This is a genomic window from Metabacillus litoralis (assembly GCF_020524045.1).
GTDB classification, from domain to species: domain Bacteria; phylum Bacillota; class Bacilli; order Bacillales; family Bacillaceae; genus Metabacillus; species Metabacillus litoralis_C.
This window is the reverse complement of sequence record NZ_JAIVKL010000005.1, coordinates 78,831-93,935: the sequence shown is the minus strand read 5'-3', so window position 1 is coordinate 93,935 and position 15,105 is coordinate 78,831. Positions and strand designations below refer to the sequence as shown.

12 protein-coding genes are annotated in these 15,105 nt (G+C 33.5%); 1 reads left to right on the top strand and 11 read right to left on the bottom strand.

Annotation, left to right across the window (positions count from 1 at the left end; all coding sequences use genetic code 11):
• Window positions 1–251: 251 nt before the first annotated feature.
• The 11 genes from LC076_RS08990 to LC076_RS08935 all read right to left on the bottom strand — a co-directional run bounded on the left by LC076_RS08990 (window position 252) and on the right by LC076_RS08935 (window position 13,911).
• Window positions 252–1,568: an ABC transporter substrate-binding protein gene (locus LC076_RS08990; protein ID WP_226667854.1), complete on the bottom strand. Its 1,317-nt coding sequence runs from the start codon at window positions 1,566–1,568 to the stop codon at window positions 252–254.
• Between the two features lie 602 nt (window positions 1,569–2,170).
• Entirely contained in the window at window positions 2,171–3,709 is a 1,539-nt protein-coding gene (locus LC076_RS24345; RefSeq protein WP_319005497.1) for a response regulator transcription factor, read from the bottom strand.
• On the bottom strand, window positions 3,702–5,468 hold the full coding sequence (locus tag LC076_RS08975) for a sensor histidine kinase (RefSeq protein WP_226667851.1): 1,767 nt from the start codon (window positions 5,466–5,468) through the stop codon (window positions 3,702–3,704). Before LC076_RS08975 ends, LC076_RS24345 begins: the two co-directional genes overlap by 8 nt.
• A 287-nt stretch (window positions 5,469–5,755) precedes the next feature.
• A complete protein-coding gene (locus LC076_RS08970) occupies window positions 5,756–6,127 on the bottom strand; it encodes a sensory rhodopsin transducer (RefSeq protein WP_226667849.1) in 372 nt (123 codons plus the stop codon).
• A gap of 75 nt (window positions 6,128–6,202) precedes the next feature.
• On the bottom strand, window positions 6,203–7,558 hold the full coding sequence (locus LC076_RS08965; protein ID WP_226667847.1) for an MATE family efflux transporter: 1,356 nt from the start codon (window positions 7,556–7,558) through the stop codon (window positions 6,203–6,205).
• 286 nt (window positions 7,559–7,844) lie between these two features.
• A complete protein-coding gene (locus LC076_RS08960) occupies window positions 7,845–8,780 on the bottom strand; it encodes a glycosyl hydrolase (protein ID WP_226667844.1) in 936 nt (311 codons plus the stop codon).
• 676 nt (window positions 8,781–9,456) lie between these two features.
• Window positions 9,457–10,287, bottom strand: coding sequence for a 5-dehydro-4-deoxy-D-glucuronate isomerase (gene kduI, locus LC076_RS08955; RefSeq protein WP_226667842.1), 831 nt, complete (start codon window positions 10,285–10,287; stop codon window positions 9,457–9,459).
• 230 nt (window positions 10,288–10,517) lie between these two features.
• Window positions 10,518–11,273, bottom strand: a complete 756-nt coding sequence (gene kduD / locus LC076_RS08950) for a 2-dehydro-3-deoxy-D-gluconate 5-dehydrogenase KduD (protein WP_226667840.1) — start codon at window positions 11,271–11,273, stop codon at window positions 10,518–10,520.
• Window positions 11,274–11,402: 129 nt separating this feature from the next.
• Window positions 11,403–12,167, bottom strand: coding sequence for a DeoR/GlpR family DNA-binding transcription regulator (locus LC076_RS08945; protein ID WP_226667838.1), 765 nt, complete (start codon window positions 12,165–12,167; stop codon window positions 11,403–11,405).
• 136 nt (window positions 12,168–12,303) lie between these two features.
• Entirely contained in the window at window positions 12,304–12,945 is a 642-nt protein-coding gene (locus tag LC076_RS08940) for a bifunctional 4-hydroxy-2-oxoglutarate aldolase/2-dehydro-3-deoxy-phosphogluconate aldolase (RefSeq protein ID WP_226667835.1), read from the bottom strand.
• Between the two features lie 15 nt (window positions 12,946–12,960).
• On the bottom strand, window positions 12,961–13,911 hold the full coding sequence (locus LC076_RS08935) for a sugar kinase (protein WP_226667833.1): 951 nt from the start codon (window positions 13,909–13,911) through the stop codon (window positions 12,961–12,963).
• 263 nt (window positions 13,912–14,174) lie between these two features.
• On the opposite strand from LC076_RS08935, the gene LC076_RS08930 reads away from it, so the two are divergent.
• Complete coding sequence (locus LC076_RS08930) at window positions 14,175–14,822, top strand: pentapeptide repeat-containing protein (RefSeq protein WP_226667831.1); 648 nt, start codon at window positions 14,175–14,177, stop codon at window positions 14,820–14,822.
• The last annotated feature ends 283 nt before the right edge of the window (window positions 14,823–15,105 follow it).

The following is a 15,105-nucleotide window of genomic DNA, read 5'->3' as shown; positions in this document are numbered from 1 at the left end:
CAAGTAGCAACAATTTTTTAGAAAGCTATTTTTGCAAACTTTGTTGCTTTTAAATACCCGAAGCAATCAGCACTGTATTAAGTCTAGTGGCATCTTTTCTTCATAAAACAGTATCCTTATAGTGAAAAAACACTGTTTTCACTCCAAATCTTGGTTACATAGCAACAATCGTTCAGAAAAGAGCCTTTAAAAAGAGCCTAAGATAAAGTCTGATAGCTGATCGAATATGATCAGCTACCAGTCTCTACTCTTTATTTATTTTGAGACAAAATACTCTCTGCTTGTTGTCTAAATTGTTTTGCAGCATCTTCAACTTTAAGTTGACCATAATTCATTTGTTCAGATAAACTATCAAGCATTTCAATGATTTCACCAGCACCAATCGGATCTGGACCATCAAATGCTGAACTGTTTTCCTCAGCCCACTCAACACTATCAAATACTTGAACTTGTTCAGGAGTAAGAACTGGTTTTAAAGCTTCTTTTACAGCTGATGAACCTGGAATACCACGATCACCTAAGATTAATTTATTTGCTTCTTCATTATTCACAAAGAAGTTAATAAACTTAGCTGCTTCTTCTTTATGCTCAGAATTATTTGATACTGACCAGAACATACTAGGTTTTAAATATAAACCGTCACTTGTGTTAGGTCCTGGCATGTTTTGGATTTTTAATGGTCTGTTAGCTACTTGTTGTAAACCAACAAACTGGTTAGACCATTGCCAAATACCAATTGCTTTTTCTTTCACAACAGGATCATCTTCAATACCTTTAACCTGAGCTAAATAATCAGGAGTTGGAGCTGCACCATCTTTAACCAAATCAGAAGTCATTTTAAAGAAATCGATGAACATTTGATCATCTTCATAACCTAAAGACGCTCCATCTTCACCATATAGTGACTTTCCTTGTGTTCTTAAGTAATAGTTAAAAAACACATCTGCTTTCATACCAGTATCAACAAAAATTCCAGCATCTTTTGCTTTTTGTGCTAATTCTTTATAATCATCCCATGTCCAACCCTCTTTAAGAGAATCAACACCAGCTTTCTTTAATAGTGCTTCATCATAATGATAACCAACAACATTTACCCCTAAGTTAAATCCATATAATTTATCATCAATTTTTCCACCATCAACATAGTTATCAGTGAAATTTGTTACATCAATTTGATCTCCAATATATGGAGTTAAGTCCGCTAACTGACCATTTTCTGCATATTGTGAGAAGTAAGAAAGATCCATTTGGACAATATCAGGTAATTTTTGAGCAGATGCCTGTGGTGCAAGCTTCTTCCAATAATCATCCCAGCTTGCATATTCAGCTTGGATTTTTACACCTGGATTTTCTTTTTCATACATTTCGATAACTTTCAATGTGTAATCATGTCTGGGTTCAGATCCCCACCAAGCAATACGAACTGTCACTTCTTCATCCTTTTTGTCTCCAGAGTCACCAGATCCGCCAGAATCAGAAGTAGATCCGCCAGAAGTACTATTGCCACTACATGCAGCTAGAGAAAATACCATGAAGACCGATAAAAACAACATCAACCACTTTTTCATTTTTTTATCCCCCTTGTTTCACATATTGTGTTAACGCTTACAACCCTTATTTTATAGGGTTTATTAAACTATTAAAATGCAAAAAACAGATAACAGTGTTCAAAAATCAGTGTATTCTGATACTTTCTTATCAAAAATAAAGAAATAATCCACATAATAAAAAAATAGGCATTATATTTGATTGTTAATGTCTATCTTTTGTCATATTATAGAGAATCTCTCTGGGAAACTTAATGACTATTTAATGATAATTTTCTATTTTATAATGAAGTAAACCAATCCAAAACAAAGAGAATTGATGATGTTTTTTAAGTTGATCGTTTCAATTGGACATGCGTTTGGCCTCCTACACGTCTACATCATTAGGTCTCATAAATAAGAAATCAATTAATAGTTCTATTTTCTATAATGTTTTAACAATAGAAAATAATAAGAGACCGAATCAGATAAGATTCGGTCTTGAATAGGTGCTAAAAAGATATTCTTAGCACATGCAATTTAGTTAATTTATGAACTTACTTTATTAGATAGCCGTATAAAAGCTCTCTTCTACATTTATTCAAAATTAGAAACAAAAACGATCATCTAGTAATGGAAATTTATTAATTCACTTTTTTATATTCTGAAGGAGAGTAACCGGTAAACTTCTTAAATACCTGGCTAAAATACTGAGGATTATCACCAAATCCTATCATTTCAGCAATTGTAAATACTTTCACATCATCCATTGATTGAATTTGTTCAATTGCTTTATTTATTCTCACTTCTGTTACATAGTTTGAAAATTTCTGACCGGTTTCTTGCTTAAACAATTTACCTAAATAATCGGCATTCATGAATACCTTATTTGCCACCCATTTCAATGATAAATCAGCATTCCCAAGATTTTCTTCTACTAAATCAATCATTTTTTGTATAATCGCAGAATGATTTGATTTATGGCGATCATAGTGAACCTGTGTGATCTCTTTGGCTGTTGAAACGAAAAACTCCTTCATTTGTTGAATTGTATCCATATCAATTAAAGAAGACATTTTCCTCATATATCTCTGCATACTTTTGGAATCAGCATTCTGTATCATCACTAAAAAAATCTGCATCACATAAGAACGAACTAAACTAATAGATAACCGACTTTGTGTTAAATCATGAAAAAAACAAGTAAGCTCACTTTCTACCTTTTCTAAATTCCCTGATTTTATAAACAGACAAAGACTTTGACCGTCATATTCGTATCCGTTGATTTGATCTTCTTGATAAATATCACTTTTTGTTATGATACTTCCTTCACCTAAATAAAATCGGTGATTCAAACATTCAAGTGCTTCTAAGTACAACCTTCTAACCTGTGTTATACAATCAACTTCACTTATCGCTACTGTCATATCCATTTCATAAATATCGTAAAAGTGATCTCTTAATTGTTCAATTTTTGTTTGTAAATTGGTAAACTCACATTTATTAACAAGAAATAAAACATATTCTCCTATACTTGTAGATAATATCGATTGTGAAAAAAGATCTTCACCTAGATTTTCAATAACAAACATATGTTCATAATGATATTCTCCTTCTATACGAAAAATAATCAGTCGAATGAACTCTTCCTGAAAATTCACTCTTAACAATTTTTCATAAAATTGAATACCTCTGTTACTATCCGGTTTACTTGAAATAAATTCCTTTAATAATTGCTTTTTAACATAAGGTTGTACTTGATCAAGACGATTTTTTGTTTCTAAAAGAAATTGCTCTTTCTTTGCTTCTCGTTCTAATTCAACAATCACCTTAGTTAAGGCATCCGCAATACTTGTTTCATTACAAGGCTTTAATAAATATTGCTTTACACCAAATTCCATTGCTTTTTTAGCATAGTTAAAATCGTTGAAACCTGACAAAATAATAAATTTAATGGATGGATGCTCTTTTGCCATTAATTCAACTAATTGCAGTCCATTCATCCCAGGCATTTTAATATCACAAATAACAATATCTGGTTTTTGTTTATGAATAAAATCATATGCTTCAAGACCGTTTCTTGCCGTTCCAATTAATGTTGTCCCAAGGTCTTCCCAATTAATAATACGAGAAATTCCTTCTAAAATAATTCTCTCATCATCAACAAGTAATACTTTATACATGATCCCACCTCATTTGATATGGAATGACTATGAGCACCTTTGTTCCTTTTGTCAGTTCACTACTAAGTTGTAGACCATACTCCTGACCGAATACAAATTTAATTCTGCTGTCAATATTACTTAATCCAATACCATTTCCTCTTGTTTTCATTTCACCATTTCTTACCTGCTTAAGATGTTGTTCATCCATTCCTGGTCCATTATCCTCAACTAATAGATGTAAATAATCACCTTGTTTGAAAGCTGAGACTTTAATTTCACAAGGCTCTATCATCATTTCCAACGCATAATGAATGGCATTTTCAACAAGAGGTTGTAAAATAAGTTTTGGAATAACACAATCCTTTACTTTTTCATCTATTAATAATGAAAAAACCATTCGCTCTTCAAATCGAAATTTTTGAATGGTCACATAGTGCTCAACCATTTCTATTTCCTCTCGAACTTTAATCACATCATTTTTTATACTTATAGCATTTCTTAATAAGTAGCCTAGCGATTCGACCATCTTGGATATTTGTTGTTGCTGATTTACCTTTGCTAACCAATTAATGGATTCAAGTGTGTTATAAAGAAAATGCGGATTGATTTGAGATTGTAGGGCTTTAAATTCTGTATCCTTAATAAGAAGCTGTTTTTCATAATTCTCTTTTATTAAGTCATTGATCTGCTCAATCATAATAAAGAAGTTTCGATGAAGTATTCCAACTTCATCATGATATTGTGAAGGTGTAAAGCTTTCAGCTACTTGAAAATCTCCCTTTTGAACAAATTTCATTGCTGATACTAAATTTTCTATAGGATTTGTAATTCTTTTTGAAAATCGGATAATTAATAAAATTGCAGAAATTGAAATTGTTAGAAATAAAAAGATGACCATAAATTTTATCATTGTAACCTTTGCAAACATCGTTCCAAAGGGCAATACATTCCAATATGTCCAATTGGCATAAGGTGATTTAGAATGAGTAACGAAAAAGCTTCTTCCATAGACACTTTGTATCTGGTAGCCTTGCTTACTTTTTGTTTTTAATTGCAATTTATTAAGATTCATTAATGACGTATCCTCAGCGAAGAAAATATCTTCCCCTTTAGAAATCGCAATAAATCCTTCTCCTTCCCACTCACGTGGAAGTTCTTTAACAATGTCATTTAGTTTCACTTCAACAATTAATGTCCCGAGCTTTTCTAGGCTTAAATTATCGTATGATTTAATCTGTCTAGCTGAAAAGATAGACGTATTCGCATCTTCTAAAGACATCCAAATGTTACTGCCGTTTTCATCTTCAGCTTTGTTCATTATTAATTCTTTCTGATCATATAAAACAACGGATGAAACCCCGCCAGCGCGAAACTCTTTTCCATTATGATCAAATAGATGAATGGATTGTATATACTTCTCAGATCCTATATAACTAGTAAGCTTTTCCCAAATTTCTTGTTCTATTTGATATTTTTCATATTTTGATAAATCTTCTTTAGATCGAGTTAACGAACGTTGAATAACATCATCTGTCAAAATTTTATATGTCACTTCTTCGATATTCTTAAGTTCATCTTCAATTCGATTAGAAGACATAATTAATACTTGTGAAGACTGACGATATATTTGTTCATCATAGCTGTTAAATGCATATTGAAATCCAATAATAATAAAAGACAAACAAACAACTAATAAAATAGAAATAAAGACAATTAGCTTGTATTTAATTTTTAAATTTTTATATAAATTTGCAATCAATACGTTTAAGTTCTTCATCGTTTTAGAACTCCAATGCACTGTAATAAGTCTTGGGGTGATTATTCATTCTTTTAAATGGTCATTTTCCTCGGAGAAGATGGTTGAGATTTCTCGTTATCAAAAACGATATGATCTGTACCAAAGAAATTTTTGAGCCTCTTCTCAAATTTAATCTAAATGATTTTATTTAGAAGAATGAATTTTAGTCCTAAGAATTGAAAGCGTTTACTAAGGGCATTAAAAAAATAACCTTCAGATTTATTAAAATAGAAACACAGTTTTTAAAAACACCTAATCTTTAAAACTTATTTCAATGGATACCCCATTGTCGACATAAGTGCTAATTGAGACTGTGTAGAGTCTAATCGACTATACTGAACAATAATTGGGATATCACTTTCTACTTCTATCGAATAAGGAACACCTACAGGAATAGAGTCTCCATTTAATTCCAAAGAAGAAGTTCGTAAGTGATTACTTCTCTTGCCTTGGACAGTAACTGGTATTTTTTCAATTGGTTTTCGATCCTCAAAATAAATTGAAATAGAAAGCTTAGCTTCATGTTCATTTAGATTTAATATACAGATCGATTCATGACTTAGCTGTTCACCTGAACTTAATGGTGGAATAAAGCCGTCTGGGATAATCCAATGCATTTCACCTTTTCGTGTATTCATATAACATATCCTCCTTATATATTTAATAAATCTAGCAATTAGACATAATATTTTGATAGTTTACGACGCATCAGATTATTGTTGTTTAGAGATCGTCATTTGACGCCACTTTCCTTGTCGCCAGCGCCAAAGCATAAGTATACCTCTTAACCATTCGTCTACAATAAAAGCAATCCATATTCCAACAAGTCCTAGGCCGAAATAGATTCCAAGAATATATGATAATGGAACGCTTACTCCCCACATGGATAGAATTCCGACGAAAACAGGAAAATTCACATCACCTGTTGCACGCAATGAGTTAATCACGACAGCATTAAAAGCACGTCCTGGTTCAACAATAGCCGTCAATAGCAGGAGAATACTACCTGTTACTATAATATCATGATTATTTGTAAAAAGACGGAAAATTTGGTTACTAAAAAGATAAAGTGTTATCCCAATCACTGCTGAAACAATAATTGCGATGATAAGACTATTAATGCATCGCTTGTATGCTTCATCAAACTTTTTAGCACCAACTTGATGACCGATCATAATTTGAGTCCCTTGTCCTATGGCTAAAGAAAAAAGAAGAACAAACATCCCGATATTTTGCGTATAAACCTTCGTTGTAATGGCCTCTGTTCCAAGTATGACAATAAAAGACGTAATCACAAGCTGTGATCCATTAAAAGATAGATGCTCACCTGCTGAAGGAACTCCTATTTTAAGTAATTTTTTTAACTCAACATGTGGAAATTTTTTAAAAACAGATAAAAATGGTAAATTCGGTTTTACTTTCTTAAATAAAATGAAAAACATAATGAGTATTCCAATAAACCTACAAAAAATTGTTGAAATCGCGACACCTGTTATTCCTAGTACTGGAAACCCAAATAAACCAAAAATAAACAGCGCATTTCCGAATATATTAATCAAATTCATTCCAACAGTAACGTACATAGCATCTCTAGTGAATCGATAACTACGTAAAATAGCTCCCATTGTCATAAGACCTGATTGAAACAAAATACATCCTCCAACAATTTGTAGGTAAAGTGTAGCATCAGAAATAAGAGTATCCTCAACACCCATCATGTTTATTATTTTTGATGCAGCAAAAATAAGTGTAAGACCAATAAGTAAACCGAAAATAATATTTGTCACAATTGACACTACTGCTATCCGACTAGCTTCCTTTAAAGAACCTGCTCCAAGATTTTGTGCAACAAGTACACTTGTTCCTGTTGCAACAAACCCAAACATCACAACGATAAGGGATAAAATTTGATTCGATATTCCTACGGCTGCCACAGCATTATCTGAATATTGACTGAGCATAATTGTATCAGCGTTTCCCATCAACAAATGTAATGATGTTTCAATAAAAATTGGCCAAGTTATCGCAAATAACGAAAGCTTCTGAATAGACTTTTCTTTCGATTTCATGTTGAACTCACCTTCGTGACAAGTTTAAATTCAAGCTTTCGTACAACTAGACATCAAAAATGCAACGCTTTCATTTTGGTTTGTGCTGCAAATTAATTACTATTATAAGGAAGTAACGATAAATTAAACATAAAAAAATCAGACTTCATGTGTTAGAAAACAGTGCAATATCTTAAAATATCAGTACAGCAATTGATGAAACTCCAGAATTTGATTTCTTCAAATAATTAATATTTCTCAAAATGTAGAGTTTCTATTTTTGATAACAATTCTTTTGAGACCATAACTAGGATGACAAATTTAATATAAAGGAACCATTTCGATCACAAATAAGCTTCCCATCTAATACATCTAATTTTGCAACCTGAAGTGACGTTCGTTTACTTTCATATGCTTCCGACGACATTCCTTCTTTTCTGTCCGGATGGGTAAAATAAAAGATAAACGCTTCTTCTAGATGAACATGAACGTCAGCATGATAACCATAAGAACTATCATCATGGCGTTCTCCTGGGTTTTGTAGAATAGTATTATTATAGTGCCAGCTTTCACAATCTTCTGATCTATAAATTGCTTGACCAGCCCATTTATCAACGACCATCCAATAGTAATCTTTGAAATAAAATACATTTGGTCCTTCATGGGGAAAATCTGTTAAAACTGGTCCTACAACTTCCCAATGATATAAATCAACACTATCTGCAGCATAGGTATAAGAGTGATTTTTTTCATCTTTGTACCACATCCTATATCCTCCTTTAGGTAACTCATACACACATGCATCAATAACATAATCCGAACTCAGCTTAAGGTTTGATTTAAACGTCCAATCCCATAGATTATGACTTGTATAATGAAGTATTTGTCTTTTGTGACCTTCCCATTGATTAGGAACACCTTGTATATAACTTACATACATATGATAAACACCTTCGTGAAAGATAATTTCCGGTGCCCAAAATGTATTTCTGCCTCTTTCAAAATCAAGACCTTGGATTATTCCCCGGTAAACCCATGTCTGCCCTCCATCTGATGATGATGCTATCCCTATATCTGTTCCGTGAACCCATGATACACCTTCACATTGAACATTTGCTCGACGGCTTGTGTAAAGAATCCACCATTGCTTTTCTTCATGATTCCATATAATTGTTGGATCAGCAGCACCATCAAAAATAGGATCTCGAAATATTGGTGATTTCGGTGTGTTTGTTTTGGCCAATATTCTTACTCCTTTCTAATTACCTTAAACAGTTGGTTCTGTTAATGATACTTTGTTTATTTCCGGTTTAAAAAAAGTTCGTTCCATTGCGCTGCAGACACTTGCTTTCCACGGGGAGGAAGCTGAGTCTCCTCGGCTACGCCTGCGGGGTCTCAGCCTTTCCTCTATTCCCGTAGGAGTCAAGTGTCTTCCGCTCCATTCCACTAAGTTCTTAAAACTAGAATACAAAATCAAAAAATCTATTAATGACAGTAAATGACACGAATGATTAAGCAAAATATTCATTGAACTATAATTCCGGTTTATCATTAGCTCAATTACAGAGACTCCTGCTGGTATTGCGGTTTTAGGTGAGCCCCACAGGAGCTTTGCGTTGTGTAGACTACCTACCGCCCTAGGAAAAATCGCTCTTGAAAAAGACAACAGTTGGGCTTTTATTATATTTTCCCCTGAGGAAAGCGAGCAAACTGGAGTTCAATCAACCATCCCCTAAAATGAAAGCAGCACTACTTTAATTTAAGGCTATTTTGGTAAGAATTTTTGTTGTGTTAACTAATTGATGTAAAAATTCTTATCATAGCACTCCTTTTTAAAAATACTGCTATAAAAAAAGTGCCTTCACTCCTTACTAGGAAGTCTAGTAAAGTGAATGGCACTCTCTAATTAATGAGATGTGTTATTTCAAATCTTCCATTTTAACAGCATCCATATCTGTAAATGTATAATTTTCTCCTGCCATTGCCCAAATAAATGTATAGTTGCTTGTTCCTACACCTGAATGAATAGACCATGGTGGTGAAAGAACAGCTTGCTCATTTTGGACCACTAAATGACGAGTTTCCCCTGGTTCTCCCATGTAGTGGAATACTCTTGATTTCTCATCCATATCAAAATAGAGATAAACTTCCATACGTCGATCATGTAGATGTGCTGGCATTGTGTTCCACATATTGTTGGGTTCAAGTAGAGTCATCCCCATCATTAATTGACAGCTTTGAATTCCATCTGCATGAATATATTTATAAATTGTTCGTTTATTCGATTCACTATCAGAACCTAAATGTGTTGGTTCCGCATCTTCAATAGGAGCTTTTTTCGTTGGATATTGCTTATGTGCTGTGGTTGAGACAATGTAGAATTTAGCTGGATCTGAAGCATTACTGCTTTCAAATAATACTTCTTTATTTCCTAAGCCTACATATAGACAGTCACGTTTATTTAATGTGTACGCTTGACCATCGACTAAAACTGTTCCTTCTGCCCCGATGTTGATAATACCAACTTCACGTCTTTCTAGGAAATAGTCAGTTTTTAATGTTTCTTGATCCTCTAGCTTAAGAGATTGACTTGTTGGAATTGCTCCACCAGTAACAACACGATCATAATGAGAATACGTCATATTAATTTCACCCTGTACAAAAAGTGATTCAATTAAAAAATCGCTTCTTAGTCTCTCCGTTGTATATGTTTTAAAATCTGTTGGATTTGTGGCATGTCTGATTTCCATTATTATTTTCCCCTTTCAAGTTTGAGAATTGAGTTATTATTTTAAACTTTTTGTTACTTTAGTTAAGTATTAAATTCTGTTGTTTACGAAACAATCGTATTGTATTTAGGCTTTTCCCTTTATAACAACCAGTGAAGATGAGGTTGATTTTCGCTTCAATCAGCACAACAAGGATCTGCTCACAGAACACAGAACATCTTAAACAACAACATTCAGAAAACAGTACTCATTTAAGAGCTCATCCAGCCTCCATCAACACATAAAATATGACCATTAACATAACGTGAAGCATCTGAAGCTAAAAAGACAACTGCACCTTTTAAATCATCAGGTGTTCCCCAACGACCTTGAGGAATTCTTGATGTAATATATTCATTTCTTTCTTGATTAGCACGTAGCTGTGCCGTATTATCAGTTTCCATATATCCAGGGGCGATAGCGTTTACATTTATCCCTCTACTTGACCATTCATTAGCAAGAGATTTTGTTAATCCAGCAACAGCATGTTTACTAGCTGTATAAGCAGGGACTCTTAAGCCACCTTGATAAGAAAGCATAGAAGCTATATTCACAATTTTTCCAGACCCATTTTCAAGCATATGTTTTCCTACTTCTCGACATAGCTGGAAAACCGAATGTTGATTTACTTTTATCACTTCATACCAATCTTCATCAGAAAATTCCTCAGCATTTGATCTGCGAATGATTCCTGCATTGTTTACTAAAATATCAATCTTACTTGTAATTGCTAGAGTCTCATTCACTAACTGCTTTGCTGCATGATCTTGAGATAAATCAATTTTAAGATCATGAAATGTACCACCAACTGCCTCAATTTTTTTTCTCGTTTCTGACATATTGCTCATTCCAGCACCAATAACTGTTGCACCAGCTTCAGCAAGACCAACTGCCATCCCTTGACCTAGCCCCCGGCTGGCTCCAGTTAGTAATGCGACTTTCCCTTTTAAGGAAAAAAGTGATTCCATTTCAGTACCTCCTTTAGTGTAACTTTGTTTTAAATTGTTCGTTTATGTTCATTATAGTTTGATTATAACATAAATAAAAAAGATGACAACGATTAATTAACCGTTTATCATCTCTTTTTGTTGTAACCCTTATATTTCTGCAAGGTGTAACTGAATTTGACTGCTTTTTAATTTTTCAATAACAGCTTCATCTAAATTACTATCTGTTACGATTTCATTTACATCATTAATTGACGCAAATTGAATTAATGCCACTTTTTCAAATTTTGTAGAGTCAGCTAATAATGTAATATGATCAGCACAAGCAATGATTTGTTTTTTCCAATCCGCATGTATACTGTTAAATACAGTTAAACCATGTTCAATTGAAACACCTGTTGTTCCAAAAAATAATCGGTTCACCCTCATTTTAGCTAGCATTTCAGTTGCCTGTGCTCCCATTAAAGATGATGATGAATCAATTCTTGTTCCACCTAAAACCATTAAACGAACATTAGTTTTAGGAAGCAATACATTCGCAATCTTTAAATCATTTGTGATGACAGTGATGGGGATATCTCCAAGTAGCTTTGCAATACTAATTGTTGTACTACCACCGTCCATTAGTATCGTATCATTTGGTTTGATCAATTCTACCGCTTTTTTGGCAATGGCATCCTTTACATCAACATGTCCTAATTGGCGTTCAGCAATTGGCAGCATTCTTCCCTCATCCTCAGCCAACACAGCACCACCATGAATTCTTTTTAACAGTCCTCTTTTTTCTAAAATTTCTAGATCTCCTCGGATTGTTTTCTCTGTCACATCTAAATGTCTACTTAGTTCAGAGACTTTTATGATTTTATTTTTATCTAATTGTTCTAATATTCTTTCATGCCTTTGTACAGCAAGCATTATTTGTCCTCCGTTACTTCTTTGATTCTGCTGTTTCATTGTTGATCGTATAAGGTGAACTCATTCTCCACTTCACTTTATTAGTGATATTAGTATAATCGATGTTCGAACAAAATCAAACCTCTTCATTATATCATCATGTTACTTCCCTTGCTTCCTGAACCGCTTTGATAAAAGTTGATGCTGTTTCTGTTATTTCATTTAAATAATCTTCTGTAAGCTCTTTTTTTGTATTAACTAAAGAACTACCAACACCAACTCCTGTTGCACCAGCTTTAATGTATTCACCTACATTATTAACTGAAATACCACCTGTTGTAATTAATGGAATTTGTGGAAGAGGTCCGTGAATATCCTTTATATAAGATGGACCAAATACGTTAGCGGGAAAGACTTTGACAAGATCTCCACCATTTTCATAGGCTGATAGAATTTCTGTAGGTGTTAACGCACCAGGAATGCTCACTACACCATATCTTTTGGCCATTTCAATTGTTTTCACATTTATCGTTGGGGAAAAAATAAACTTTGCTCCTGACATAATGGCGATTCTAGCTGTTTCAGGATCTAATACCGTACCTGCACCAACCAATACATCGTCAAACTCCAGAGAGGCTTTTTCAATGGCTGCACAAGCACCTGGTGTTTCTACTGTAATTTCTAAAACCTTCACTCCACCTTTACTTAGAGCTTCACCTATTGCAACAATATTATCTACTGTTGCTCCACGAATCACTGCAGCAACTCCAGTTTCTTTAATAATATCTATATGACCCATCGTAATTCTTCCTCCTTAGCGAATAACATCTTCACGATTATTTGATAAAAGCTGCTCAACTTCATCTCGTTCAGGTAATCCGTCCACATCACCATTTACCATTGTTACAAGAGCTCCAACTGCATTTGCTCGTTCAACTGCTTTTCCAAGTTCAAGACCATCAAGCAATCCTGATAAAAATCCTGCAGCGAAACCATCACCAGCACCTATTGGATCTACCACTTGTTTAACTGGGAATCCAGGAATTAAACCGCTTTCTTTTTCAGTAAAATAAAAAGCACCTTCAGCTCCTACTTTCATGACAACAACAGATGATCCTTGATCTAAAAATAATTTTCCAAGCTTATGAGGATCATTCTCTCCGAAAAGAAATTCACCCTCAGCAACTCCAGGTAAAATAATATCAGCTTCTGCAGCAATTTGTAGCAACGTTCTTCTCGCTTCTTCTTCACTCCAAAGCTTCGTTCGTAAGTTAGGATCAAAAACAATGGTTGATCCATTCCTTTTAGCCATTTTAATTGCAGTAAAAATTGTTTCTTTACAGCTTTCACTTAATGCTGGAGTAATACCTGTAATATGGAGATATTTTGCTTTTGCCAAGTACTCTTGGTCAAGATTATCTGGTGAAAGCTTACTAGCTGCAGACCCTTTTCGATAATAATATACTCTTGTGTTATGTTGTCTTCTAGGTTCTTTAAAGTATATCCCTGTTGGTGCCTGTTGATCGAAAGTTACTTGACTAACATCAACGTTTTCACCCTTTAAAAAAGCAAGAATTGATTTGCCAAATTCATCATCTCCAAGCTTACTTATCCAACCTGTTTTATGACCTAATCTCGCTAACCCAACCGCAACATTCGATTCTGCCCCACCAATTCTATTTGTAAATTGAGTCGCATTTCTCATAAATCCGTCACTTGTTGGAGTAAAAACAACCATTGATTCACCAATTGTGATAACATCCATCTCAATTCTCCCCTCATTTCGCAAAAGTTCGAAAAATCCCTTTTTTGTTCGTTTATGTCCACTAGTATATAATGTTTTGATGATTTTCTCTATACTTTTTGATGATATATTGCAATTTTCATACAAATTAAATTAATGAGAGATTTATAATTCATTAAGTGTATGACCTGTTTGCACACAAGTTGCTTAAAAAATAAAGACTTATAATTTAACTTGATTTTATATAGCATAATAGATGGTAATAAACTAATTAGGGGTGTAGTATGGCTAAAAACATAAAAATTGATTCGCCAAAAACCGGATCAGACTTAGACAAGATAAATTTTCAAGATATTTATTATGAAGAAGATCCTCAATTAATGAATGGTATAGTGAGTAATGCTCAAGTTGATCATGAGGAAATTGATCGAGTAATTTTTTCAAAGGTTATTTTTAAAAATGTAACTTTTTTAAATTCTTCCTTTTATAACATTGATATGACTGATGTGATTTTTGAAAATTGTAATCTATCCAATGCACGTTTTTGTGAAGGTATTATTCATAGAGTAACATTTAAGGATTGCAAACTCGTTGGATTAGACCTTTCAAATGCTAATCTAGGCAATGTTTCTTTTGAAAATTGTGATCTTAATTTAAGTAGTTTTGCAGAAGCACGCTTAAAACAAGTAGGATTTATCGATTCTTTATTAAGTCATACCAATTTTTATGATTGTAAATTGAATAAAGTCAGTCTTAAAAATTGTGATCTTAATGATGCTGATTTTACTGAAACTTCACTTAAAGGAATCAATATTAGTACTTGTTCATTTGAACAACTCACTGTATCTTTTGAGAATTTAAATGGATGTGAAGTTTCACCTAATCAAGCTATTGGATTTTCGAGGTTGCTCGGGTTGAAGATTGTTGAGTAGAAATTACTTTCTCGATTCAATGAATTGAGGAAGAGGCTGTGACACAAGTATTTAAGCTAATAATCAATCCGAACTATTAGGTGATATTTCAATTAATTTTCCGCCTAATAATTCGGGTCTTTTAGTTTCTGTCTATAGATTTATATATAGCCTACTATTCTTGACAGAAGACACTAAGGCTACAACGTGTTAGAGATAGAACTGAGACCTAAGCAGGAGTAACCGAGCATCAGTAAGCTCATCTTCCTCCTCGGCGAGTCGAGTGTCTGTAGCGCAATGGAAG